Source organism: Pseudomonas sp. MAG002Y (assembly GCF_019400845.1).
Taxonomy (GTDB): domain Bacteria; phylum Pseudomonadota; class Gammaproteobacteria; order Pseudomonadales; family Pseudomonadaceae; genus Chryseomonas; species Chryseomonas luteola.
Window position 1 is genome coordinate 99527 of the sequence record NZ_WOEJ01000002.1, and the last position, 25303, is coordinate 124829.

The following is a 25303-nucleotide window of genomic DNA, read 5'->3' on the forward strand; positions in this document are numbered from 1 at the left end:
CGGAAGCCGGCTCCTAAGCGCAGATAACCGTGTGTTGGCGTTTAGATCTTGCCAACCAGGTCCAGAGACGGGCTCAGAGTAGCTTCGCCTTCTTTCCACTTGGCAGGGCAAACTTCGCCCGGGTGGGAGGCAACGTACTGAGCAGCCTTGACCTTACGCAGCATTTCGGACGCGTCGCGGCCGATGCCGTTGTCGTGTACTTCACACAGCTTGATCTGGCCTTCCGGGTTGATCAGGAAGGAACCACGCAGCGCCATGCCTTCTTCTTCGATCAGAACGTCGAAGTTGCGAGCCAGAGTTGCAGTCGGGTCGCCAACTAGGGCGTACTGAACCTTCTTGATAGCGTCGGAAGTGTCGTGCCACGCTTTGTGAGCGAAGTGGGTATCGCACGATACGCCGTAGATCTCTACGCCCAGCTTTTGGAATTCAGGGTACAGGTCAGCCAGGTCTTCCAGCTCAGTCGGGCAAACGAAGGTGAAGTCAGCTGGGTAGAAAACAACCAGGGACCACTTGCCTTTGAAGTCAGCTTCAGTCAGATCGATGAACTTGCCATCCTTGTACGCTGTAGCTTTAAACGGTTTGATCTCGGAATTGATCAAAGACATCACTGAATCTCCATCAGGGGTTAAGAATTGGCGAGGGATAAGATACTCGCTTATGCACATTAGACTTAATTGAATGTGGGCATCAATCTCATAAGTTTGACCTATCCACGCATTCAGGATCATTAAGTCTTTCTTTCAGGCAGAGTACTTGGAGGTATCTGAGGTCAACAAACACTGCCGCAAGCGCTAGTGGTATGGCTGAATTATCAGAATTCAAGCGCCTAAACGCACTAGCTCGGACATTTTGTGAAAAACAGCTGTTGAGCATTAAGCTGAAAAATATGGTTTCCTTGCCGATCGTGTTCGTTAAACAGGATGACGAAGGAGAAACATGTCAGGAGCCGCATTCGTCCAGTTGTTTCCTGAGGGCTTCGACTTCCCAAGCAGATTCACTTCACCGTTGATCGCTGTCTTTTCAGGTTGCCGACCTGAACCTGCCCAGCGTGGAGGGCATTAGTCATGGCGATCAGGCGCGTCATTACCCAGTGGTTTGCCCGCTATTTCTCCCAAGATGAAGCGGTGGTTCTCAGCGTCTTGCTTATCCTGGGCTTTGCTCTGGTCATGTTGTTGGGCAAGCCCCTGGCGCCGTTCCTGACGGCGCTGGTCGTCGCCTTTCTCCTACAGGGTGGCGTCAGCCGTCTGGAGCACTGGAGAGTACCCAGGCTTTGGGCAATATCGCTCATGTTCCTGTCTTTTTTAGGCATATTCCTGGGCCTCTTGTTGTTTGTGCTCCCGCTGGTATGGGATCAGCTGGTGACGCTGTTGCAGGAGTCGCCCCGGATGTTTGCCCAGGCTCAGGTCCTCTTGGATGAGCTTCAGCAGCGCTATCCCAGTGTCGTTACTCATGAGCAGATTCAGGGCTGGATCGGGACGGCAGGCAGTGAGCTGACTGCCCTTGCGCAACGAGCGGTCCGGCTGTCGTTGACCTCGCTGGGCAATATCATCGCCTTTGGTACGTTTCTGGTACTGGTGCCGATCCTGGTGTTTTTCATGCTCAAGGACAAGGACCTACTGGTGGGCTTCTTCCTGTCCGTACTTCCCCGTAAGCGGACCCTGATGACCCGAGTCTGGAAGGAGGTCGACGAGCAGATCGCCAACTATGTGCGCGGCAAGGTCATCGAGATTGTGATCGTGGCAGCGGTTAGCTACGCCACGTTTTATATCCTGGGGTTGCCCTATGCCATGTTGCTCGGGCTGGTGGTCGGTCTGTCCGTGCTGATTCCCTTCATCGGTGCTGCCGTCGCGACCTTGCCCGTTGCGGCTGTGGCGGGCTTTAGCTTTGGTCTGGGCGATCAGTTCCTGTATGCGATTCTGGCTTACACCATCATTCAGATACTAGATGGCAATGTTCTCTCACCGCTGCTGTTTTCAGGTGCCGTCAATCTGCATCCGGTAGCCATTATCCTGGCCATTCTCTTTTTTGGCGGCACGCTGGGCTTTTGGGGAATCTTTTTTGCGATCCCGCTGGCGACCCTGTTCAAGGCGCTCTGGAGCGCATGGCCGCGGGATGCCGTGGTCGTATCCGATAACAACACATCAGAGAAAAGCCCTTAAGGCTTCGATTACATTTTCAGGAGTGAGGTTGAAAAGATGCAAGACAACAAGATCCGAGGCTCGAATGGCCTCCAGGCCTTTTACAGGGCCTTTCTGACAAGTGAGGCCTCAGGCGGATTGCTTCTGATGGTAGTGGCGGCCATTGCTTTGATTGTGGCGAATTCGCCGCTGGCCAGTGTGTACTTCAGCACCCTGGAGCGCTACGTGCTGGGCATGAGTGTCCTGCACTGGATCAACGATGCGCTCATGGCCGTCTTCTTCCTGCTGGTCGGGCTCGAAATCAAACGTGAAATGCTGGTCGGGCAGTTGTCCACTTGGGGACGGCGTGCACTGCCAGGGCTGGCGGCATTAGGCGGGGCGGTCGTGCCAGCGGTGATTTATGCGGCACTCAACCATGACGATGCGCATTTACTTCAAGGCTGGGCGATTCCCACGGCGACCGATATCGCCTTTGCACTCGGGGTACTCTCCCTGCTGGGCTCGCGTATTCCGGTATCGCTCAAGATCTTTCTGACCGCGCTTGCGATTCTCGATGACCTGTTCGCCGTGTGCATCATCGCTGTGTTCTACACGGCAGATCTGTCCCTGCCGATGTTGGGACTGGCGGGTCTCACCCTGCTGGTGCTGATTGCCATGAACAAGCTGGGCGTAACGCGAATCCTGCCGTATCTGCTGGTCGGTATCGTGTTGTGGTTCTTCGTGTTCAAGTCGGGCGTACACGCGACGCTGGCCGGGGTAGCGCTGGCCCTGACCATCCCGCTGCGTACCGGCTCGAAGCATCCGCCGCTGGAACGTCTTGAGCATACATTGCACCCTTACTCCGCGTTTCTGGTCATTCCGATCTTTGGATTCGCCAACGCTGGTGTCTCGTTCAATGGCGTGAGCCTTGCCTCCGTGATGGGCTCGGTTCCGCTGGGGATCGCGCTGGGCCTCTTGGTTGGCAAGCAGGTGGGCGTATTCTCGTTTGCCTGGTTGAGTATTCGCCTGGGACTGGCCGAACTGCCGGAACATGCCACCTGGAAGCAGCTGTACGGGATCGGCCTGCTGTGTGGAATCGGCTTCACGATGAGCCTCTTCATCGGCCTGCTGGCATTCCCCAATTCGCCAGAACTGGTGGATGCGGTCAAGATCGGTGTACTGCTGGGGTCGATTACGTCCGGCTGTCTGGGTGCGCTTATGCTGATTGCGGTCGGCAAAAAGAAAAACGCCTAAGAGCAAAGGGCACCGGAAGGTGCCCTTTTTGCATCATGTGGTGATGTTAACGAGCTTGATTTCTCGTACATCTATCTCATTCCAGACGCGACCGGTGACATAGGGGTCGCTCTTCAACCAGAGGTCCAATGCCTCGCGGTTCTCGAATTCGACATGTACGGTCGAGCCTACCATTCGACCTTCATCGTTCAGAATGGCCCCGCCGCTGATAAATGTTCCTTCCTTGGCCATGGCTCGAATTCCTTCCAGATGAGCCTGGCGATTTTCCAGTCGACGATTAAAGGCCTCTGGATCGGTATGGTCGTAGGCGGTTACTACAAATTGCATGGTGGCTCCTGTTTTTAATTATGTTGGTGGAGATCAGTCCAGGCGATTCGAGTGCCTGACAGTTCTGTCTTATAAACCAGCGCAAGTGTCTAGGATGAATACCATTCATCGTATTACACCGTTCGATGGATATTCGTAAAGACGGATTTGCACGAATCTTCGCCTCCGTATCTCCAGGCTGGAGATCAGGTTGTTACCGTGGGGCGTTGCCGTACGTGCTCGCACGGGTGAGTAGGATGATCCGTTGCTGGGGATGCTGGACATCGAACCTGCCGATCAACTGCTACAGGAGTCACCGGGCACGCCTTCACGTGTGCCTTCATGAGTAGTTAATGGTTTTACAGCTTTGCCTTTTGCTCAGCTTATTGGCCTTATGACTAATCAAGGAAAGTACTCATGTCTACGCTCAAGCCTTTGGCATTAATTCTTCTCGTCTCCCTTGGTACTACCGCCTTTGCTGCCAGCCATAGTGCCACCCAGGCGCAGGATGGCGATAACAACGAAGTTATCCTTGAACAGAGCGGGCAGGGCAATACTGCGACGCAGACCCAGACTGGCTCAGCGCATCGCTCCGCCATTACCCAGAATGGGTCCATTAACTCGGCTGAAACGACGCAGCTAGGACTTGAAAATGCGGTCGCTCTCTACCAGACGGGTGATAGCAACATAGCTCAGGTTTACCAGCAGAGCTTTATGTATGGGCATAGCGCTACCGTTACCCAGTTGGGCGATACGAACCACGTGACGCTGTACCAGCAGAACGGTAATGGCTCCGTGGCGACTCTGTACCAAGAGGGCAACAACAATATCCATGAAGTTGAACAGAACGGTGGAGGTTTCAAGGAGCTGGTAGCGCGTACGGTAGGTACCGGCAATAGGCTTGATGCCATTCAACGCAATGAGGGTGTATTTGCACAGACTATCCAGACCGGAGACAACAACCTCATCAGTCTGGATCAGACGGGCAGTATGGGCGGAAGCTGGACCACGATTACCCAAGACGGCAACAGCAACCTGGCGTCGGTAACGCAGACCTCGGGCCGCTACCCTGCCGGGCGAGTGACGCTGACGCAGGACGGCGATGCCAATACGTCGACCATCAGTCAGCGTGGCGGCTTTGACGTCGTTGAGTTTACCCAGGAAGGTAACAACAACGAGTTGAATGTCGATCAGTTCAGCACTAACGGAGCCATTTCCGGGCGTTCAGTCGGTGACAACAACATTGCCAGCATCATGCAAGGTGACTACTACACGAAGGTAGATCTGGTGCAGGAGGGTGATGCCAACCTGGCCACGATCAACCAGGGCGGCAGTGAAAGTATCGCAACCGTCAATCAAATGGGCTCTGCCAATCAGGTTGCGCTGATGCAAACCGGTATAGCTGGTGTATTCGGTGAAGGGAGCGCAGCGACCGTCATGCAGAGCGGTACCGGCAACGTGGCCAGGATTACCCAGCAGTAGCAGTCAGTAGAGCATTTGGGGCTGTTACTGCCTGCCCAAGCGTAGCGGTCCCATTTACCTAACCAGCGTAGGGATCATTCCCTGCGCTCGGTATGGGCCTTAGTGGTTAACTTATACGTCTAGAGGGATCTCTCATGTTCAAACTCAAGCCCTTGGCTGTGGTATTGATGATGCTCTCCGGCAGCTGTGCCCTGGCTGCAAACAACACCGCTACCCAAACGCAGGACGGTAATTACAACGAAACGACACTGGAGCAGACGGGCGAAGGCAATACCGCTACCCAAACTCAAGAGGGCAACGAACATCGCTCGGCTATTACTCAGAATGGGGCCACCAACGCGGCTGAAACAACGCAGCTGGGGCTTGGAAATACGGTTGATCTTTATCAGACAGGAGATAGCAACGTAGCCCAGGTCTACCAGCAGAGCTTCGATCTAGAGCATAGCGCCACTGTTACCCAGTTGGGCGATACAAACACCGTAGCGTTGTATCAGCAAGGCGGTAATGGCGCTGTCGCTACGCTGTATCAGGAAGGCAGCAACAATACGCACAATGTCGAGCAGAACGGCTATGGCGGCAACGAGCTGACAGCACGTACGGTGGGTAATGGCAATGCGCTCAATGCCATCCAGCGCTTGGGTATGGTGGCGGAAACCACTCAAACCGGGGATAACAACATCATCAATCTGGACCAGACCGGCAGTTTTGGTGGAGGTAGCACTACGGTTGCTCAGGGCGGCAATAACAACCTGGCGTCCGTAACGCAGACCTCGGGGCGCTATCCGGCTGAGCGGGTGGCACTGACGCAGAGCGGCGATACCAATACCGCGACCATCAATCAGAACGGTGGCTTTGGCATCGTTGGGTTTACCCAAGAGGGTAACAATAACGAGTTGAACATCGACCAGTTCAGCATCAGCGGAACCATTTCAGGCAGTTCGGTAGGCAACGACAATGTTGCCAGCATCACGCAGGAGTCCTACTTCACGCAGGCAGATCTGGCGCAGGAGGGAGATGCCAACCTGGCCACAATCAATCAGGCTGGCGATGGAAGCACCATATCGGTTAACCAGATGGGCTCTGCCAACCAGGTTGCGCTGACACAAACCGGTCCTTCCGGCGTGTTCAGTAATGGCAATGTGGCTACCGTCATGCAGAACGGCACCGGCAACGTAGCCAGGATTACCCAGCAGTAAAGACGAGGGTTGGTATCGCTTCAGCGAGGGTGCCAACCCGGGACGCACAGGCACATCGGCGGCGCGGGCCGCCTTTCCATGGCCTGGATTTGTCAGTTTACTCTCTAGAGGGTTCTCTCATGTTCGCACTCAAACCTCTGGCTGTGGCATTGCTGATGCTCTCCGGCAGCTATGCCCTGGCTGCAAATAACACTGCCACCCAAACGCAGGACGGTAATTACAACGAAGCGACCCTGGAGCAGACAGGCGAAGGTAATACTGCTACGCAGCTCCAGAGCGGTGAGTTCAGTCGCTCGGCCATTGTGCAGATTGGCAACAACAACTCCGCCGAAACTAATCAGCAGGCGCAGTTTTCCTCTGCCAACGTGATACAGCTCGAACAGTCTGGTAATGGAAGTACAGCTGCGATCACCCAGCAGAACCTAGGGTTTGGGCACGAAGCTACAGTTACGCAGCGGGGCGATGGCAACGATGTCACGCTTGATCAGCAGGAAGGCAACGGATCGGTGGCCACGCTGTATCAGGAGGGAGAAGGAAATACTCATACCATCCTGCAGCGAAACTACGCCAATGAATTGGAAGTAATAAGCATAGGTAATCGTAATGCAGTAACTGTACGCCAGAACGGCGGTGGCGGTAGCGAGCCGATGCGTGCCGAGCAGCGAGGTGATGGAAACACAATGGATCTAGAGCAGCATGTCACTTATGCCGGCGGCGACATGGCGGTCTATCAAGAAGGAAATGATCATTCGGCTACGGTATACCAGTCCTCAGGTCGCTATGGTCAGATCGATTTAACGCTTAACCAGTTGGGTAGCGCTAATACGGCAGAGGTTACGCAAAATGCCGATATGGTTCAGCTAGCGCTCACTCAGGACGGTACAGGAAATACCGCCAGTGTTCATCAGCAACTTTGGCGGGGTGGTTTTACAGGTACTACTACGGGCAATAACAATGTAATGACTGTTATCCAGGATGGAATATCGCTTAATGCGACAGCCAGTCAGCAGGGTGATAGCAACACGCTAAGTGTTTCACAGGCCGGGGTTGATAATAGTGCGGATGTATTTCAAACAGGGACTGGCAATGCGGCTACCGTTGTTCAAACCGAAGTGTTCTCACTTGAGAACGTAAACGGCTCTGCGCTGATCACGCAGAATGGCGATAACAACGCAGCCACGATCAACCAACTGGTCAATCGAAACGGCTCTGGCTCCATCGAGCAGACCGGTCTGGCCAATCAGGCCACCATTCAGCAGGAAGACTTCATTGGAGGCAACTCTGCGGACATCGTGCAGAGCGGCGATAACCTGGAAGCCATGATTACGCAGCAGGTTTCCGCCAGCGCTAATCGGGCCGAGATCACTCAGAACGTATCCGGCAATATCGCCAGCATTACCCAGGGCGGCAGGGTAAATGGCGATATCACTCTGGGTGGTAACAGCGCAACGATTGCGCAGACTGGCCTGAACAACACGGCCTCCATTGTGCAGCAGTAGCTGTAGCAGACGCTGCCGCGTCTGTTGCTCCAGCGCCTGGGCCTGAAAGCTACCGCCTTGGTCCGGGCGTGCGTTACCGCCTGTCCGACCCTGTGAAATACAGGCCCGGACAACAACAATAACGCTACTGAAGGACGTGCATATGTTCAGGTTAAAACCCTTGGCTGTTGCCTTTATGTTTGTTATTGGCAGCCATGCCTATGCTGAAAGCAATACCGCTACCCAGAGTCAGGCAGGAGACAACAACGAGGCCACGCTGGAGCAGCAGGGCGCGAGAAATCAGGCGACGCAAACGCAGACGGGCAGTTTCGGCCGATCTGCCATTGTCCAGAACGGCGATGACAACGTCGCGGAGACTGTTCAGGACACGAACTTTTCTCCCAATACAATCGATCTGGCCCAGACCGGCAGTCGTAATACCGCTTATGTCGCTCAAGAGGGTGAGGCTCAAGCTGCCACAGTGACGCAGGCAGGTGACGATAACCGCATGACGCTCTATCAGCTAGAACCCCAGGGTTCTGCGGCCACGGTCTACCAGGAAGGCAATAACAATACACATACCATTGAGCAACAGTGGTACGCCAATTCAGCCAATACTTCCAGTATGGGTAATGGCAATACGACACAGGTGACCCAATACGGTTACGGCATTGGGCAGACAATGCAACTGGGTGACAACAACGCGATTACTCTCGAGCAAAGCGGAACTGGGGCAGGCGCTATTGCAACGGTATCTCAAAATGGCAATGGCAACGCTGCCCAGGTTGATCAAGACACCTCACGCTATACGTCTCGTGCAACATTGGATCAGCTCGGCAACGATAACGTTGCAAGCCTCAGCCAGGGTGGCCTTGCTAACTTCGACTTTCTTCAACAAGGTAACAGCAATCAGCTCACGGCTGCGCAGACGGGCACTGGAGCCTCCATTACAGGCAGCTCTATTGGCGATGACAACAGCGTTGCGCTCAACCAGTCCGTTATCAACGGTACAATTGAACTGTATCAGTTGGGCTCAGCCAACAGCGCAACGCTTAGTCAGCAGGCTGACGCCAGTCTGATCAGTGTCAACCAGACCGGTAATGCCAACCAGGCCAGTGCAACGCAGGGCGGTGGCGTGGGTAGTGCCTATAGCAGCGCAGCGCGAATTGCACAGCAGGGGGACCGCAATACTGCTTCGATTGATCAGCTATGGGGTAGCCGTCAAGCTACGATTACCCAAACGGGTAATGATAATGAGGCTGACATTTCCCACGTAAATCTTGACGGCATGGCTGTTGCTGAAATCACCCAGACGGGTGAGTTGAACAATGCCAGCCTGACCCAAAGCTGGAGCGGTGGTGTTAACGAGGCCAGCATTACACAGACCATGAGCGGCAACATGGCGACTGTTGTGCAGGGCGGCTTGGTCAATGGCGATATTACCAGTGCAAATGATACAGCGACCGTTGTTCAAAATGGCTTGAACAATGTGGCTTCTGTGCTCCAGCAGTAAATATATAGACGCTGCCGTACCTTACGGCAGCGTCTGATTATCCAACGCGAAATCCATCGCTGCTTCGGCGTGAATTTCGGTCGTATCGAAGACAGGAAGAGCGAGATCCTTCTGGCTGAGCAGCAATCCGATTTCCGTACAGCCCAAGATCACGCTGTCGGCGCCTTGGTCGGCCAGCTTGCCGATTTCTGCCACATAGGTCTGTCTGGATTCGTTCCGAACCACGCCCTGGCACAACTCTTCATAAATGATCTGGTGAATCTGCTCGCGACCTGGGGCGTCCGGGATACGAGGGTCCAGACCGTGGGCGCGCAAGTGGCCGACATAGAAGTCCTGCTCCATGGTAAAGCGTGTGGCGAGCAGGGCGGGGCGTTGCATACCGGCTTTCGTTAACGCTTTTGCGGTCGCGTCAGCGATGTGAATCAATGGGATATCAATTGCCGCCTGGATAGGTTCGGCCAGCTTGTGCATGGTGTTGGTGCAGATGAGCAGACCTTCGGCGCCTGCCGTTTCCAGGCGGCGTGCTGCATCTATCAGCAGTCTGGCGCAACCATCCCAATCGCCGTGATGTTGCAGCTCGGCAACCTTTGCAAAATCGACCGACCACATAAGCAGTGGTGCCGAGTGCAGACCACCAAGGCGCTGTCGGGCGATTTGATTGAGAAGGCGATAGTACGTGACCGAGCTTTCCCAGCTCATGCCCGCAAGAAGTCCTAGCGTTCGCATGATTCTGCTCCTTGATGAGGGAGTGGAACCGTCTCATAGGCCAGTCCAATGCAGCAAGGCAAGAGGCCACTGTACCGATCCAATAGTTAACAGCTGTATCGATTGTTCAGTAAAAAGCCCGATCTAGAGCTTTAAATAGTCAAAAATACTTAACCCCGCTGTCATTTTCGATTGTTAGCGTGCCCCCATCATTTTGGAGGGCAGTCATCATGAGAACCTGGGAAGAACCCAAGAAGCGCAAGGCTCATATCGAGCTCATCCCGATGATCGACGTGATGATGTTCCTGTTGGTCTTCTTTGTACTGGTCAGTCTGAACGTGATCCCGGCATTGGGAATGAAAACCCAGCTCCCTAGCGCCAGCAGCGCGCAACAGCTCAAACCGCAGAACAAGGCCATCCTGACGCTGGGCGCTAACGGTGAGCTGCAGCTGGATGGTCAGGACATTCAGGTCGATGCCCTGGTCGTGGCGCTCAAGGCGCAGGAGAAACCAGACAGCAAGACCACTATCATCGTCAACAGCGACAAGGGCGTGGAGGTGGCCCGGTTGGTCGAGGTGATGGACACCCTTCGTCTGGGCGGCTTTACCTCCGTCTCCATCGCTACGCGCAAGTCCTGATCCATGTATACGTTCTATCGCTCCCGCCATGTGTTGGGCTGGCTACCTGCGCTTGCTGCGCTGGTACTGATTGCCCTGTATGCCCAGCGTACGCCGCTGAAAGTTCAGCCGGTATACGACGAGTCGGCCGTGGAATTGGCTTTGGTTGAACCGGACCCTGTTCAGGAACCCGAACCGGTCGTTACACCGCCGGAGCCTGTAGCCGAACCGGTTGATGCGCCTCCGCCGGAGCCTGTTGTTGAGGAAGAGGAGGCAGCCTTGCCACCACCTCCCAAGCCGGAACCCAAACCTGAGCCCAAGCCAGTGCCGAAGCCGCAACCCAAGCCTCAGCCGAAACCACAGCCAAAGCCAGTGGCCAAGGTCGAGCAACCGGTAGCCAAGCCAACGCCTGCTTCGGCACCTGCGCCGGCCGCGGCCAAACCCGCCCCGGTTGCGCCAGCCACACCCCCCAAACCGACCGTCAATGCCCAGGCACTGGAAGGCGGCTACGTACAGGGGTTGCGTGCCGAGCTGGATCGTTACAAGCAGTACCCCACCGGACGCCAGGCATCGCTTGAGCGGCCACACGGTGATGTCGTGATCTGGCTGCTGGTCGACCGCGCCGGACGCGTACTGGACTCCGGCATACAGGACAAGGCTGGCAGCATGCTGCTCAATCGCGCGGCCGCCAACAGCCTGAACCGTATCAAGAGCGTCAAGCCGTTCCCGTCCGAGGCCTTTGCCGGCAAGGACCAACTGCGGTTTACCGCCACTTTCAGTTACAGCATGCAGTGATTATCCGATTCGAGGAATTCCAATGAAGTACACAAGGATTTACCTGGCGCTGGTTGCCTCTGGTCTTTGCCATGGTGTAGCCATGGCGCAGGAAACCGGTGAGCGTGATGTCGGTACCATCGGTGTCGAAGGAAAGGCCACGCTGGGCAGCGGGTACATGACCCCTGAAGAAAGCCCCAAGTCGCGCTCCACCCTTACTCGCGAAGCCATGAACAAGCAGACGGCAACCGCCAATGCCGTCGACCGTCTCAAGTACACACCGGGACTGAACATCTCCAGCGAAGACGCCACGGGCCTGTCGGGCTTTCGCTTCACCCTGCGGGGGCTTAACTCCGATCAGGTCGGCATGTCCGTCGACGGGATGCCCATCAATGACTCGGGCAACTATGCGCTGTATTCCAACCTGCTGGGCGATCCGGAAAACCTCGACCAGATCTCCGTAGTACAGGGCGCCTCGGATGCCGACGGTCCGCACATCGGCTCCAGTGGCGGCAACATTACCCTGACAACTATCCGGCCAACCAAAGAGACCGGTGCATTTGTTAAACAGACTGCAGGCAGCAACGGTACTTACAAGACCTTTGCCCGTCTGAATACAGGCGAGTGGAATGGCCTGTCCAACTGGCTGTCTGCCTCGCATACCGAAGGTCAGATGTGGCGAGGCCACGGTGCCGTTCGGGCCGACAAGGTGGAATGGAACAGCTTTTTCGACGCCGGGGATGGCAATACGGCCAACCTGATCCTCAAGTACCATGAGCAGGACAACAACAGCTATAGCCAGCTCACCAAGAATGAATTCACCCAGTACGGGCGCAAATACGATCCTAACCCCAATCCGCCTGCGCTGGGCTCCAACGGCAAGATTTCCAAGTACTACGAGCTGGCACAGAACCCGTTCAAGACTTTTACCGGCGTGCTCAACACCCAATTCCGCCTGCGTGATGACATGTCCCTGTCGGTCATCCCTTATTACTACTGGGGGGACGGCAGCGGCGTAGGCAGCACCGCGTATTCGCTCAACCGCGGAACCAGCAGCAATGGTGTCTACGACCTGGGCAATCTGCCTACGGCCAGCAGCTACGCCAATGATGGGCTCTCCTATACCGGCGTCTACTATCGGCCGTCTCGTACCCAGACCTGGCGCCCCGGCATCACGACCAAGCTGAACTGGGACCTGGGCGATCACAGCCTGCAGTTCGGTTATTGGTACGAACGCGCCCGTCAGCGGCAGACCCAGCCGTTCATTGCACTCAAGTCCAGTGGCAAGCCTGAGAGCGTCTGGTCTGACTCGGACGAGACCCGCGACGCCAACGGCAACATCATCCAGGGACGCGACCGTTACACCGTTACGCCAGCCCATAAGGTCTGGGTACAGGATACCTGGTACATGAACCCGGACTGGACGCTCAATGCCGGCGTGGCCTACATGGATGTCGATCGCAAGGGGACCAACCATGGCAGCCTGACCGAGCTGCCGGAGAAGCGTCACCAGAACTACAGCAAGGTGCTGCCGACCTTTGGTATCGGCTACCGCTTCGACGAGCAGAACCAGTTCTTCTATAACCTGACCCGTAACATGCGCATACCGTACAACTACGTGCTGTACGATCAAGGTGAGGGCTCAATCAATCTCAATCCTGAAACCAGCTGGAGCAACGAGCTGGGTTGGCGCTACACCCAGGAAGACATGGCCCTGTCGGCCACGCTGTTCTACCTGAAGTTCAAGGATCGCCAGGTTTCCTCGCGTGACGAGAACGGTGACTACGCCGATATCAACGCGGGTGACGTAGACAACATGGGGCTTGAGCTGGAGTGGAGCGGCCTGCTGCCGCACAACTTCAATTACTACACCTCCTACACGTACACCCGTGCCAAGCAGAAGGACGACATTACCGCTTACAACAATGGCGTTGCGGTGGAGCTGCCTACCAGTGGCAAGCAGTTTGCCAACGTGCCTAAGAACATGCTGGCAGCCAATATCGGTTATGACGACGGCCGTTATTACGGCACTTTCGGCGCCAAGTACACGAGCAAGCTCTACGGTGACCTGACCAATGACGAGAGCATTCCGGGCCGGACGATCTTCAACCTTGGGGCTGGCATATACCTGCCGGTAGACAAGCACATCGTCAAGGACGCCACCCTGCGTCTGAACGTCGACAACCTGTTCGACAAGAAGTATCTGGACGGTGTGTACACCTACAAGACCAACGCAGCGAGCTACAGCGGCTACCGCGACGGCGACCCGGCTTACATCGTCGGCGTCGAGCGGACCGTAACGGTGTCCCTGGAAGCCAGCTTCTGACCTTCGAACCTTCTTTAACGAGGTGTGCTGAATATGAATACCGACCTGCTCCATGACATCACGTTTTATGTCATGTACGGCGCTATTGCCATTGCCCTGTTCGTCATCATCGAGCGGAGCCTGTACTTTGCCTATACCCGCAGGCAGGCGCGTCAACTGGAGTCATTACTGACGGCTAAGGTGCGTAGCGACCGTGATCTGCCGGAGTCCTTTACCCGCCGCGAAAGCTTGCCGCTTACCATGGTGCGGCCGGTACTGGCGCAAAAGGCGCAGCGCGGCACTCGCAAGGAACTGGACGAGACGATCGAGGCGCAGTACCTCGCAACCCGCGCACCGCTGGCCCGTAGTCTATGGATCATCGAAACCATTACGACCGCGGCGCCGCTGCTGGGTCTGTTGGGTACCATTCTGGGCATTATTGATACCTTCAAGGCGCTGGCCTCAGCAGGTGTCTCTGATCCAGGCCAAATTTCGGCAGGCATCGGAACGGCGCTGTTTGCGACCGGTTTGGGTATTGCTATCGCGCTGGGCTGCGTGGTCTTTCATAACTTCTTCCAGGATCGCCTGGAGCGCATCAACGATCAGCTCAAGATCCTGCTGATTCGCGCCAGCATGGGCGCTCGGCCTGTGGATGAAGCCCACGTTCAATCTGCAGAGCCGATGGCGCAGTACCGTACCGCCTGATCGGTTGCGGCGAGGGCCAGTCGGTCCTCGCCCAGTCTTTTCCTTCTTGTTTGAGACCTCCATGCCTGTATTGTCCTGTTTGCCGATCCGTGGCGCTCGACGCCTGTGTTTTGGGTTTTTCTTACTCAGCGCCAGTACGCTCAGTTGGGCCGATTTCAAGATTCCAGGGTTCGAGCTGGTGCATACCGTGCCGGTGGCGACCGATCTGGCAACGAATGACCTGCGTAACCCGGTCGAGGTCTGGAGCGAAATGTTCGACCGGGCCCAGCACCGTATCGACATTGGCCAATTCTATGCGTCCGGTCAGCCGGGTTCACAATTGGATACTGTGATCGAGCATTTGCAGGCGGCCGGGCAGCGCGGCGTGACGATTCGCTTCCTGCTGGAAGAGAAGGGGCTGCGGATGTCGGACCCTGCCACGCTGGACCGCTTACGCAGCATTCCTAATCTGACCTTGCATGTATTGCCGTATGGCCAGCTGACCGGGGGGATCATTCACGCCAAATATCTGGTCGTAGATGGCCGCGAGGCTTTTGTGGGCAGCCAGAACTTTGATTGGCGCTCTCTGACGCATATCCACGAAACAGGCGTGCGGATCAGTGATCCCACGGTGGCTGCTCAGGTTCAAGCCATCTTCGAGCAGGACTGGCAAGCGCAGGAAGCGCTGGCGAAAGGTAAACCCGTGCCTCAGCCCCGGCATACCCCCTCAGATCAGCCAACTCCGACCGGCAATTATCTGGTTGCCAGTCCTGCTCGTTATAACCCGCCTGGAGTGCGGGACTCTCAGCTAGAGTTGCCGCGTTTGCTCGCTCAGGCCCGGCATGAGGTGCGTGTGCAGTTGCTTGACTATGCGCCGTTATCCTACGGACCGGACAAGAGCCGCCCGTATTACCCGGTGATCGACAGTGCCTTGCGCGCGGCGGCCGCCCGAGGGGTATCCATCAAGCTGATGGTGTCCCACTGGAACACGGGCGCACCGGAGATCGACTACCTGAAAAGCCTGGCCGTGCTGCCGAATGTACAGGTCAAGATCGTCACGCTGCCGGCCGATCCGAGCGGCTTTATTCCCTTTGCGCGGGTGATTCACAGCAAGACGATGGAAATCGATGGACGCCTGGCCTGGGTAGGCACCAGCAATTGGCTCGGCGGTTATCTGGATAACTCCCGCAACCTAGAGGTGGTGATGCAGGATTACGCCATGGCCGAGCGCATTCGCCAGCTCCATGAGCAGTTGTGGAACAGCCCCTATGCCGACATGATCAGCGTGACGCGTACTTACCCGGAGCCGCATCCCGGTATGCCGTGATTACCAACGGGACGGGTATCGGGCTGAATGCTGCTCACCCTGGAAAGGAGTCTGTACCGTGACACGTAAACCGCTGCTGATCGCTTGGGCAGGTGGCCTTGTGCTGATCCTGCTGGGATATGGCGTGATCGACCAGCCCATTGCCTATTGGGCCCATGCAGGCGACCTGCGCCGCCTGGCGTGGCCCAACCTGATGACCCATGTGGCGGACTGGCTGACGGTGCTGGCGGTACTGCTGATCATTGTCTTGGGCATCGGTCAGCGATTGTTGCCCGTGCATCGTCACCGCTGCTTCGTGCTGGCCTTCAGCGTACTGGTCGCCAAGGGCGTGAAGGATTCGCTCAAGCCTGTCTTCGGTCGTTATTGGCCGGAGACCTGGACCCACGGCAATCCCTCACTGATCCATAACCAGGCTTATGGCTTCAACTGGTTTCACGGCGGAGACTGGTACGCGTCCTTTCCTTCCGGACATACCACAGTTGCCTACGCTGCCGCCGTGGCGATTGCCCTGTGCTGGCTCCGCCTGAGGGGACTTGCGGTAGTAATAGCCGCGGTGGTACCGGTGGGGCTTTTGCTGTGTAACTACCACTTCTTTTCCGATGTGGTCGCCGGTGGCTTGCTTGGCGCCAGCGTAGCGGTACTCGTCACCAAGGTCATGGGTGTGGCATCGAAAGGGCGATAAGGTCTTCTGTATCCACTTCGCGTCCGAGCATAGCTTTGTAGGCAGCCAGCTCATCACGGTCCATTACCTGAAGGGCTACGCCCAGCAGCGTGGCGGGGCGGGCTTTGGCCAGGTTTGCCTCAAGGTCTCTCCAGGTTGAGTGGCCCTTATCGAAAATCCGGGCACCGGGCGTGCCGCCTATCTCGATCTTCACGCCTTCAACTTTGAACTGCGCGTACTCCACATCCCAGCTTTCTTCGCAGCGGCGTTCAAGGGGCTTGGTCGTGACAGCAGCACCGGCAGCGGCTATTTCTTGCAAACGGTCTGCTGGAACCAGGAGATCAATATCGTTCAGCGGGCGTCTGGCGCCATAAACATGGGCCGCCAGACCGCCACATAAAAGAAAGGGGATGTGTCGCTCGTTCAGCAGATCGATGATCCAGTGCAAGGCAGCAGCGTGACTCATGGGAACCCCTTTTGGCTCTACTGCGTATCTGCCTTGCAGTATAGAGGCGCTACGCAGCCGTCAGCATGCCCTGCTTTTCGATAAAGGCGATGATGTCCTCCAGGCCCTGGCCCACTTTCTGGTTGCTGAACACGAACGGCTTCTCGCCCCGCATCTTGCGGGCGTCACGGTCCATCACTTCAAGTGAGGCACCGACCATTGGGGCAAGATCCACCTTGTTGATAACCAGCAGGTCAGACTTGCAAATGCCTGGGCCGCCCTTGCGGGGGAGTTTGTCGCCCGCAGACACGTCAATCACGTAGATAGTCAGGTCGGACAGCTCCGGGCTGAACGTGGCGGAAAGGTTATCGCCGCCGGATTCGACCAGGATCAGATCAAGACCAGGAAAGCGGCGGTTGAGCTGGTCTACCGCTTCCAGGTTGATGGAAGCATCCTCACGGATGGCCGTGTGCGGGCAGCCACCGGTTTCCACGCCGATGATGCGCTCAGGGGCCAACGCCTCGTTACGCACGAGAAAATCGGCATCTTCACGGGTATAGATATCGTTGGTGACAACCGCCAGGTTGTAACGATCACGCAGGGCACGGCAGAGGGCGAGGGTGAGGGCCGTCTTGCCGGAACCGACCGGGCCGCCAATACCGACGCGCAGGGGTTGAGTGTTCATCGCGCTTGTTCTCCTAGGATCTGAAAAGACGGCTGTATTGTTGTTCGTGGGCCATGCTGGCGAGCGCCAGACCAAACGGTGCGCTGCCCCAGAGGGTTTCCGGTAGCGCACGGGCAGTTGTGAGGGCTGCGTCCAGGGCTGGCAGGAGTTCAGAGGTCAGTCGCTGTGCTGCCTGCTGGCCGAGGGGCAGGGTTTTCATCAGAACGGCCAGCTGATTTTCCAGCCACCCCCAGAGCCAGGCCGAGACGGCCTCTGCCGGGGCAATGGCCCAGGCACGCGCGGCAACCGCCCAACCCAGGGCAAACGTTGGCTCGCTGGCTAAAAGGTGCTCGCGTGCTTCGGGGTCCAGTTCGGGCAAGTCCTTGAGCAGTTGCGTCAGGGAAAAACCGGTCTGGCGGCTCTCCAGGCGCAGTTCTCGGGTTTCTCGGCTGGCTGAGTGGCGGCCTGCCAATTCAGCCAGCCGAAGCCAGTCGCCTGAGGCAGCCGCTTGACAGTGAGCCAGCAGCAGCGGTGCTTCGAAACGGGCAAGGTTAAGCTCCAGCTGATCTTCGAGCCAGACGCGAGCCGAGCTTGAGTCGGTTACGAGGCCGGTCTCGATGGCCGCCTCTAACCCTTGGGAGTAGCTGTAACCGCCGATGGGTAATTGCGGGCTGGCCAGACGCATCAATGCCCAGGCCGGGCTCATATCCGCACCCCGAAATGGTGCAGCCGAGGGCCATAATTGAAATCAGCCTCACCGTGGTGCGAGTGGTGATGCCCACCACCATAAGCGCCATGCTCAGGTTGGAAAGGCGCCTGGATCGATTCACACGTAGCGCCCAGTTGATCCAGCATGGCCTTGAGTACATGATCATCCAGAATGCGTAGCCAGCCATCGCCTACTTGCAGCGCAACATGACGGTTGCCCAGGTGGTAGGCAGCGCGGGTCAGCTCATGGGCATTGGCGCAGGTGATGTGCAAAAGAGCCTCGGGGCGGGCGCAGACGCGTACGATACGGCCGTCCTGGGCACGCAGCCCTTCACCGTCAAACAGGGGCGGCTGGCCGCGTTCGAGAAACAGCCCGACATCTTCGCCACTGACCGTCACGGTTCGCAGCCGGCTCTTGCTGCGCGCCTCGAAGCCAAGGTGAATTTCTTCGTGCCAGGTATCGGGGGAGGGCAGACGGGTGTGAATGACCAACATAAGGCAGTATCCGCTGTGCTTTATGAAGACTACAGCAAGCGGCCTGCCAGAACGCAACGGCTCGTTTCACCGGCGTTGCACAGGGGATCGTGCGCTCAGTTTGCCTGATTTCGGTGCAGCAGCGGGTCGGAGGGCAGGGGTTCGCCCTGATTTGGTGCGAACAGCATGTTAAGGCCGCGCCAGTGCTTAGCACCGATCATGATGAAGCGTAGCTGATGAATGATCTTGGCCTGGGGCGTCTTGTGCGGCTCCAGTCCCTCATCAGGTACATCAATCAGCTCGGGCAGAGTGGCGAATACGGTCTTGACCACCAGATCCGCCAGAACATCGATGTCCTGACACGTAAGGTGGGGCAGCCGGTTGAGCTGGGACAGGTCCAATGCAAGGTCATCAGTGATGCGCTGGCGCAGTTCACTGATGGCCTGACGAATCGACAGCGAACCGCCGTATTGCTCCCGGGCAAGAAAGATGAACTGGCTACGGTGTTCGGCGACGGCTTCGATAAAGATGCCGACCGAGGCATCAATCACACCACGCAGCTCGATTTCGTTATGACGTACCCGGCGCAGGGTTTCGCGAAAGGTCTCGCCCACTTCGGCGACCAGCGCAAGTCCAAAGGCATCCATATCGGGAAAGTGCCGGTAGAAGCCCGCCGGGACGATGCCGGCACTTCGGGTGACCTCTCGCAGGCTCAAGCTGCCGAAGCCGCGCCCACTGCTCATGAGCATGCGCGCAGCATCCAGCAGGGCATGGCGGGTTTGCAGTTTTTGCTCGGCGCGGGAGGACATGGCGGTTTTCCAATCAGGCAAGGGGGTACTCTATCAAATACCCGCACGTCCGGTTGAAACACTTGTCGTGTGACAAAATCCGGGCGCCGGTAGTCTGTCTGCATATGGCGCACTATCCAGGTGATAATCGATGCGCTTAAAGATGAAGCACCCACGGCCGATAGCCGTGCCTTCAATCGCTCTCTTCCCGCCAGGATTGGCTCAGCTCAAATCAGACGACTCATGTTCAGCCCGCTTGTCACATTTCCCGCGCTCTATATTGCTACGCTCCTGATGCTGGCCGGTTCCGGCCTCTTCACCACTTACATCGGCCTTCGCCTGACCGAACAGGGGGCGGGCGATCTGTGGGTCGGCTGCCTGATGGCGGCATATTATTTCGGGCTGGTCTGCGGTGGCAAACTCGGCCACCGGCTGATCGCCAACGTAGGGCATATCCGCTCATACGTCGCCTGCGCCGGCGGCGCGACGGTGACGGTACTCATTCACGCCCTGACCGATCATCTGGGCGTCTGGCTGGTGCTGCGCTTCATCATGGGTGTTCTGATGATGAACCAGTACATGGTGATTGAAAGCTGGCTCAACGAGCAGGCCGAAAACCACCAGCGGGGCAAGGTGTTTGCTGGCTACATGGTGGCGGTGGATCTGGGGCTGGTGGTCGGACAGGCCTTGCTGGCCGTACACCCGGCACTGGATTACAAGCCGCTACTGCTGGTGGCAATCTGCTTTGCGTCCTGCCTGATTCCCATCGCCATGACGCGTCGCGTACACCCGGCCAAGCTGGTCGCCGCGCCCCTTGAAATCAAGTTCTTCTGGCAGCGCGTACCGCAGTCACTGGTCACGATCTTTGCCGCTGGCCTGATGGTCGGTGCCTTCTATGGTCTGGCGCCGGTATATGCCAACCGCAATGGGCTCGATACGGCGCAGTCGAGTATGTTTGTGGGTATATGCATCGTGGCAGGTTTTTGTGCACAGTGGCCGCTAGGCTGGTTGTCCGATCGGGTCGACCGCTGCAAGTTGATCCGCGCCAACGCCGTGCTGCTCTGCCTTGCGGCAATTCCGATGTGGGGATATATCACCTTGCCCTATGCCGGATTACTCGGCACCGGCTTTTTGACCGGCATGCTGCTGTTCACGTTGTATCCGTTGTCAGTGGCCTATGCCAACGACCATGTAGAGCCCTCGCGCCGCGTGGAGCTCTCCGCCATGCTGCTGACCACCTATGGCGTGGGCGCTTGTATTGGTCCGCTGCTGGCCGGTGCGCTGATGAATCAGTTTGGTCCCGGCATGTTCTACATTCTGGTGTCGATCTATGCCGTCATTTTGATCATCTGGGTTCAGCCTCGCTTCGTAACAAATGAGCATCTCGTGGATGAAGCACCACTGCATCACGTGGCGATGCCGGATACAGTTAGCCCGATGGCCGCAACGCTCGACCCCCGCGTGGAGGAAGTGCCCGAGGAGCTGATGGTGGATACGCCGCCTAACATTGGCCGCTCCGATGGCCTCCCGGATGAAAAGCCGGTCGCGTGAAACAGTCGTTATAAATAAAAAAGCCCGATCAACTGGTCGGGCTTTTTTATGGGGCCAGCATCAGACAATCCGGTGCATGCGGTGATGCGAACGGTCGATGGTCTGCTGTGAATCATCAGCAGCCAGCTGCGGCTGAATGTGCTCCTGTTGACGCTGGATCATCCGGTCAATGGTCTGCTCGGTGCCATCTTCGGCTACCTGAAGCTGGTGCTGCTGGCGATGGATCATCTTATCGATGGTCTGCTCGGTACCATCTTCAGCTAACTGGATCTGATGTTGCTGACGATGAATCATCTTGTCGATGGTCTGCTCAGTACCGTCTTCGGCCAGTTGGGCAGGAGTATTCAGGCGGTTTTGCTGGCGCTCGATCAGGCGACCCAGGGTCTGGTCGGAGCCGTTCTCAGTCAGCAGGCGTTCCTCAATGCTCTTGGTCTGACGGTTGATCATCTTGTCCACGGTGTACTGGCTGCCATCTTCTGCGTACAGCTGGGCGGCTTGGGGCAGGGATTGAGCAGCAACCAGAGTGTTGAATGCCAGGGCGGTGAGGCCGATACCGAATGCGATAGTGCGTTTCATGATCTGTTTCCTCGATGGGATCGTTTCGACAGATTCAGTATCGGTTCGAGTTGATCCATTAAAAAATGGATCGTAGGCATACCAAACATCACCGGAAATGATGCCCAATCGAGGTGGCATATGTTCTCGTTGATAGTGCAGGGCGCGCTGATCTCTAATACGCGCCTTTCAGCCCAAAGAGATCCCGTACTGCCCGGGCATATTCCTGGCTTCCGATGGACATGCTGTTGGTGTGGTTGCCTCCCTCAATGAGCAATAACCGCTTCGGATCCTGAGCTTTCCTGAATAACTCCTCGCTGAAGCGGGAGGGTACATACTGGTCACCTGTTCCATGGACGATCAGTACCGGCATATCAACCTGGTCGATCTTGTCGATGGAATTGAATTTCTCCGACATGATCCAGCGGATCGGCAACGAGGTGTCGACCACGGCAGCTGCCGCATCCGCCAGGCTGGTAAAGGTCGACTCGATGATCAGGCCGGCTGCGGCGGCGGGGTCGCCCTCCGGGTCTTTCTGTTTTGAAATCTGCTGAGCCAGGTTGACGGCTATTGCACCGCCCAGCGAGTGTCCGTAGATGTAGCGTTTTTTAGAGTCGGGCTGCAGCTCAACGAGGCGCTTCCAGGCCACCCGGGCATCCTCATACACCGTGCTTTCCGAGGGCAGATCGCCAGGGCTTTCACCAAAGCCCCGGTAGTCGATGGCCAGGACGGAATAGCCCAGGCTGCGCAGGGTAGTGATGCGACGCACCTGGGCGGTCAGATTCCAGCGTGTTCCATGCAGGTACAGGGCAGCAGGGGCATCTTTCTTTGCAGCAGGCCACCACCAGGCATGGACATATTGCGTCTTGCTGATCCCTGTCGTGACGGGGATGTTGAACTGCTGGACGCCGGCGGGCACGCCCGAGAACCAACTGGCAGTGCCGGGTTCGATGTTGAACACCAGCTCGCGCTCTTTGTGGGCGAGTTCAGAACAGCCAAACGGCAGACCCACACCCAGCAACAAGGCAAGAAAGGCCAAGGGGCGCCAGCGGCGGCGAATCAATGTGGTAGACATGAACAGGGCTCTTGCGAAATGCGGATGGACCGTTGGAGGCGCGTTACCTAAGAGAGACTGGGGAACCTGCCTGGCCGTTCGGCAGAAGCCTTTAATGAATATTTCAGCGAACGTCTGCGAACAACTGGCGTCTTAATAAGTGAACGCACTTAATCAAGGAGCATGGGTATGTTGAAGTTTATTGGGGGCACTGCCGGCGTTATTTTCATCATCGGCCTGATCGTGGTTATCGGCATCATCAAGTTGATCTTCTGATGCGAGGCTCATGAAAAGCCCACCTGAGCATGCGGTGGGCTTTTTTATGGGCGCATGCGTTACTCTTCTTCGTCCTCAGGCATTTCTTCAAAGTCATCCGGGGACAGTTCCGCTTCCTGGCGCTCTGGTGCTACTGGCGATTTATCGGCCATGCTAGGTCTCCTCTGAGTGGGTGTACCTGTTGTGAGGAGCCGAAGTAACCGAAGTTCTGTACAGCCGACTTACGGTGTATCGCTGCTGCCTTTACCCAGATTTTTCTGCATCATCACCACATCATGCCACTGGCCGAACTTGAGGCCGACCTTTTCCAGAATACCTATCTGACGAAAGCCCAGGCTGCGATGGAGCCCGATGGAGCCTGCATTGCTGCTGTCGCCGATAAGCGCCACCATCTGCCGCCAACCTCCCGCTTCGCAGCGCTCAAGCAATGCACTCAACAGGGCTTTACCCAGGCCGCGGCCACGCCAGCCTTCCTCCAGATAAACCGTGTCTTCCAGGGTGTAACGATAGGCCGATCGCGTGTGATAGAAGTTGGCATAGCAGTAGCCTCGTACCATGCCATCCAGCTCGGCGACCAGAAACGGCAAGGAGGCTTCCTGAAGGGTCCGCAGGCGTCGTTTCATGCCGGCTTCATCGGGTGGAATTTCTTCGAAGGTGGCCGTTCCATGCAGAACATGATGGGCATAAATGGCCTGGATAGCAGGAATATCCGACTCGGTGGCATCACGGATTTGAAGCGAGGGTAGCGGCATGACCATGTCCTTCTTGAAGCGTCCTTCTTGATACACCCCGTCGCCTGGCTAGAACAAGCGTCTCGATAGGTGGTCCCCATTTCCGAGGGGTCCGAAACTCTACTGAGGAGAAAGACAGATGTCTGCTACCGCCAGGAAGACCGATCCGGAATTGTGGAACAGTGTTAAAGAGGATGTGACGCGTGGCTCGAAGGGTGGTCGTGTCGGCCAGTGGTCGGCGCGAAAAGCGCAATTGGCGAGCCAGGAATACCAGAAGCGGGGTGGGTGTTATGAGGGCGGCAAGGGCCCCGATAACCATCTCCAGCAATGGACCGAGCAGGACTGGGGGACAAAGTCCGGCGATAAGTCCACCGAGACGGGTGAGCGCTATCTGCCTAAAAAGGCACGAGAGCAGATCAGCGACAGCGAATATGCCCGCAGCACTGCCAATAAGCGGCGCGACACTCGTCGAGGCAAGCAGCACTCCAAACAACCGGATGATGTTGCCCGCAAGACGGCGTCTGCCCGTAAGACCGCCCTATCCGATATGACCAAGACCGAGCTGATGGCGCGTGCAGCACACCATCAGGTCCGTGGGCGCTCGCGGATGAAAAAGGACGAGCTGATTCATGCACTCAAGCAGGCAGGTGAATAATGACAGCAAAAGCGCTTACCGATGCGGACAAGAAAGAACTGCGCAGTGAATTCAAACAGGTGGTCAACATGCCGCCTGCCCGGCTGCGCAAGTGGTTGCAGAGCGAGGAGAGCCAGTCTGTAGGCATGACGGCCAAAGGCCAAAAGGTCAAGGCAAAGGCTGACGGCGAGGCGGTTGGCCATGAGATGGGCGAGCGGATTCTCGAGATCAAAGGCAAGCGGCAGGCTGAGCTGAACGAAGATGACTACCTGGCCATGCGTAAGGTCATCGGCTATGTGCATCGGCACATCAAGCAGCGCCCGGATGGTGAGGTAGGTGATACGCGCTGGCGCAAGTCCCTGATGAACTGGGGGCATGATCCCATGAAGCAAAAGGCCAGCTGATGACATCTCCAACCGCTCCGCCCCTTGGTCCAGTACTGGAAACCGGTCTTTATGTAGCTGACCTGGAAAAGGCTCGCCGTTTCTATGAGGAACTGCTGGGCCTGAGCGTCATGTTTCATGATGAGCGTGTGGCGGCCTATGACGCCGCACCGGGTAGCGTTTTACTGCTTTTCCAGCAGGGCACGACCGATACGCCTGCTCAGCTTCCCGGCGGCACCATTCCACCCCATGACGGTTCAGGCAGACTTCATTACGCCTTTTCCATTGCTCCTGAATATCTACAGCCGTGGCGTGATCATCTGGCGACTCACGGGATTGTGATTGAAGGTGAAGTGCGATGGCCGAAGGGCGGAGTGAGCCTGTACTTTCGTGATCCTGATGGGCATTTGGTTGAGCTGGCAACGCCGGGGCTGTGGGAAAACTACTGATCTGCCCATTGCTCTAGCGCAGGGCATCCCACTCGGTTCATGAAATATCTTGTTACGTCTATACGGGACACGTTCGACTGGTGGCCTTTCAGTCTCATTGCCCAATTGTGATGTTAGCGCTAACATCAAACAAAAATAAGAATGAGCGCACCGAAAGGCGCTCTGGAGAGCG

At 56.9% G+C, this 25303-nt stretch carries 27 protein-coding genes; 16 read left to right on the forward strand and 11 right to left on the reverse strand.

The window, feature by feature from the left end; translation table 11 throughout:
• Positions 1-41: 41 nt before the first annotated feature.
• Positions 42-605: an alkyl hydroperoxide reductase subunit C gene (ahpC, locus tag GM154_RS03420; RefSeq protein WP_010795879.1), complete on the reverse strand. Its 564-nt coding sequence runs from the start codon at positions 603-605 to the stop codon at positions 42-44.
• A 465-nt stretch (positions 606-1070) separates the two neighbouring features.
• On the opposite strand from ahpC, the gene GM154_RS03425 reads away from it, so the two are divergent.
• Together GM154_RS03425 and nhaA are read left to right on the forward strand one after the other, a co-directional pair.
• Positions 1071-2159, forward strand: a complete 1089-nt coding sequence (locus tag GM154_RS03425) for an AI-2E family transporter (RefSeq protein WP_219651187.1) — start codon at positions 1071-1073, stop codon at positions 2157-2159.
• Positions 2160-2195: 36 nt separating this feature from the next.
• Entirely contained in the window at positions 2196-3371 is a 1176-nt protein-coding gene (gene nhaA, locus GM154_RS03430; RefSeq protein WP_219651001.1) for a Na+/H+ antiporter NhaA, read from the forward strand.
• Positions 3372-3404: 33 nt separating this feature from the next.
• Here nhaA and GM154_RS03435 read toward each other — a convergent pair whose 3' ends face one another.
• Positions 3405-3698 (reverse strand): YciI family protein, encoded by a 294-nt coding sequence (locus GM154_RS03435; protein WP_010795876.1) that lies wholly within the window; start codon positions 3696-3698, stop codon positions 3405-3407.
• A 396-nt stretch (positions 3699-4094) separates the two neighbouring features.
• On the opposite strand from GM154_RS03435, the gene GM154_RS03440 reads away from it, so the two are divergent.
• The 4 genes from GM154_RS03440 to GM154_RS03455 all read left to right on the forward strand — a co-directional run bounded on the left by GM154_RS03440 (position 4095) and on the right by GM154_RS03455 (position 9346).
• On the forward strand, positions 4095-5159 hold the full coding sequence (locus tag GM154_RS03440) for a hypothetical protein (protein ID WP_219651002.1): 1065 nt from the start codon (positions 4095-4097) through the stop codon (positions 5157-5159).
• 134 nt (positions 5160-5293) lie between these two features.
• On the forward strand, positions 5294-6355 hold the full coding sequence (locus GM154_RS03445; RefSeq protein ID WP_219651003.1) for a hypothetical protein: 1062 nt from the start codon (positions 5294-5296) through the stop codon (positions 6353-6355).
• Positions 6356-6474: 119 nt separating this feature from the next.
• Positions 6475-7854, forward strand: a complete 1380-nt coding sequence (locus GM154_RS03450; RefSeq protein ID WP_219651004.1) for a hypothetical protein — start codon at positions 6475-6477, stop codon at positions 7852-7854.
• Between the two features lie 142 nt (positions 7855-7996).
• Positions 7997-9346: a hypothetical protein gene (locus tag GM154_RS03455; RefSeq protein ID WP_219651005.1), complete on the forward strand. Its 1350-nt coding sequence runs from the start codon at positions 7997-7999 to the stop codon at positions 9344-9346.
• 21 nt (positions 9347-9367) lie between these two features.
• Here the strand turns inward: GM154_RS03455 and GM154_RS03460 are convergent, their stop codons facing one another.
• Positions 9368-10072 (reverse strand): aspartate/glutamate racemase family protein, encoded by a 705-nt coding sequence (locus GM154_RS03460; protein WP_219651006.1) that lies wholly within the window; start codon positions 10070-10072, stop codon positions 9368-9370.
• Positions 10073-10281: 209 nt separating this feature from the next.
• On the opposite strand from GM154_RS03460, the gene GM154_RS03465 reads away from it, so the two are divergent.
• The 6 genes from GM154_RS03465 (at position 10282) to GM154_RS03490 (ending at position 16440) form a co-directional block, all read left to right on the forward strand.
• Complete coding sequence (locus tag GM154_RS03465; RefSeq protein WP_010795870.1) at positions 10282-10689, forward strand: biopolymer transporter ExbD; 408 nt, start codon at positions 10282-10284, stop codon at positions 10687-10689.
• Positions 10690-10692: 3 nt separating this feature from the next.
• Positions 10693-11463: an energy transducer TonB gene (locus GM154_RS03470; protein WP_125887600.1), complete on the forward strand. Its 771-nt coding sequence runs from the start codon at positions 10693-10695 to the stop codon at positions 11461-11463.
• 22 nt (positions 11464-11485) lie between these two features.
• Entirely contained in the window at positions 11486-13768 is a 2283-nt protein-coding gene (locus tag GM154_RS03475) for a TonB-dependent receptor (RefSeq protein WP_219651007.1), read from the forward strand.
• A 33-nt stretch (positions 13769-13801) separates the two neighbouring features.
• The gene (locus GM154_RS03480; protein WP_219651008.1) at positions 13802-14452 is read left to right on the forward strand and encodes a MotA/TolQ/ExbB proton channel family protein; all 651 of its coding nucleotides are present in this window, start codon (positions 13802-13804) and stop codon (positions 14450-14452) included.
• A 61-nt stretch (positions 14453-14513) separates the two neighbouring features.
• Positions 14514-15758: a phospholipase D-like domain-containing protein gene (locus GM154_RS03485; protein ID WP_219651009.1), complete on the forward strand. Its 1245-nt coding sequence runs from the start codon at positions 14514-14516 to the stop codon at positions 15756-15758.
• A gap of 58 nt (positions 15759-15816) precedes the next feature.
• On the forward strand, positions 15817-16440 hold the full coding sequence (locus GM154_RS03490) for a phosphatase PAP2 family protein (protein WP_219651010.1): 624 nt from the start codon (positions 15817-15819) through the stop codon (positions 16438-16440).
• Here the strand turns inward: GM154_RS03490 and GM154_RS03495 are convergent.
• The 5 genes from GM154_RS03495 to GM154_RS03515 form a co-directional block, all read right to left on the reverse strand.
• On the reverse strand, positions 16412-16885 hold the full coding sequence (locus GM154_RS03495) for a nucleotidyltransferase family protein (protein WP_219651011.1): 474 nt from the start codon (positions 16883-16885) through the stop codon (positions 16412-16414). The two genes, GM154_RS03490 and GM154_RS03495, sit on opposite strands and share 29 nt — an antisense overlap.
• Before the next feature lie 49 nt (positions 16886-16934).
• Complete coding sequence (ureG, locus tag GM154_RS03500) at positions 16935-17549, reverse strand: urease accessory protein UreG (RefSeq protein WP_010795863.1); 615 nt, start codon at positions 17547-17549, stop codon at positions 16935-16937.
• 13 nt (positions 17550-17562) lie between these two features.
• Positions 17563-18234 carry an urease accessory protein UreF gene (locus GM154_RS03505; protein WP_219651012.1) on the reverse strand — a complete coding sequence of 224 codons (672 nt, stop codon included), beginning with the start codon at positions 18232-18234 and terminating at the stop codon, positions 17563-17565.
• The gene (gene ureE / locus GM154_RS03510) at positions 18231-18731 is read right to left on the reverse strand and encodes an urease accessory protein UreE (protein ID WP_219651013.1); all 501 of its coding nucleotides are present in this window, start codon (positions 18729-18731) and stop codon (positions 18231-18233) included. Before ureE ends, GM154_RS03505 begins: the two co-directional genes overlap by 4 nt.
• 95 nt (positions 18732-18826) lie before the next feature.
• Complete coding sequence (locus GM154_RS03515; protein ID WP_219651188.1) at positions 18827-19519, reverse strand: TetR family transcriptional regulator; 693 nt, start codon at positions 19517-19519, stop codon at positions 18827-18829.
• 222 nt (positions 19520-19741) lie between these two features.
• On the opposite strand from GM154_RS03515, the gene GM154_RS03520 reads away from it, so the two are divergent.
• Positions 19742-21049, forward strand: a complete 1308-nt coding sequence (locus tag GM154_RS03520) for an MFS transporter (RefSeq protein WP_010795859.1) — start codon at positions 19742-19744, stop codon at positions 21047-21049.
• A gap of 60 nt (positions 21050-21109) precedes the next feature.
• Here the strand turns inward: GM154_RS03520 and GM154_RS03525 are convergent, their stop codons facing one another.
• The 3 genes from GM154_RS03525 to GM154_RS03535 form a co-directional block, all read right to left on the reverse strand.
• Complete coding sequence (locus GM154_RS03525) at positions 21110-21625, reverse strand: hypothetical protein (protein WP_010795858.1); 516 nt, start codon at positions 21623-21625, stop codon at positions 21110-21112.
• A gap of 154 nt (positions 21626-21779) precedes the next feature.
• Entirely contained in the window at positions 21780-22679 is a 900-nt protein-coding gene (locus GM154_RS03530) for an alpha/beta hydrolase (protein WP_219651014.1), read from the reverse strand.
• Between the two features lie 476 nt (positions 22680-23155).
• Positions 23156-23686 carry a GNAT family N-acetyltransferase gene (locus GM154_RS03535; RefSeq protein WP_162842006.1) on the reverse strand — a complete coding sequence of 177 codons (531 nt, stop codon included), beginning with the start codon at positions 23684-23686 and terminating at the stop codon, positions 23156-23158.
• A gap of 118 nt (positions 23687-23804) precedes the next feature.
• Here GM154_RS03535 and GM154_RS03540 point away from each other — a divergent pair, with 118 nt between their 5' ends.
• From GM154_RS03540 to GM154_RS03550, 3 genes are read left to right on the forward strand one after another with little or no spacing between them, the layout of a single operon-like run.
• Positions 23805-24320 (forward strand): Rho termination factor N-terminal domain-containing protein, encoded by a 516-nt coding sequence (locus GM154_RS03540; protein ID WP_219651015.1) that lies wholly within the window; start codon positions 23805-23807, stop codon positions 24318-24320.
• Positions 24320-24703 (forward strand): DUF3140 domain-containing protein, encoded by a 384-nt coding sequence (locus GM154_RS03545; RefSeq protein WP_219651016.1) that lies wholly within the window; start codon positions 24320-24322, stop codon positions 24701-24703. Before GM154_RS03540 ends, GM154_RS03545 begins: the two co-directional genes overlap by 1 nt.
• Positions 24703-25131, forward strand: a complete 429-nt coding sequence (locus GM154_RS03550; protein WP_019367358.1) for a VOC family protein — start codon at positions 24703-24705, stop codon at positions 25129-25131. Before GM154_RS03545 ends, GM154_RS03550 begins: the two co-directional genes overlap by 1 nt.
• The last annotated feature ends 172 nt before the right edge of the window (positions 25132-25303 follow it).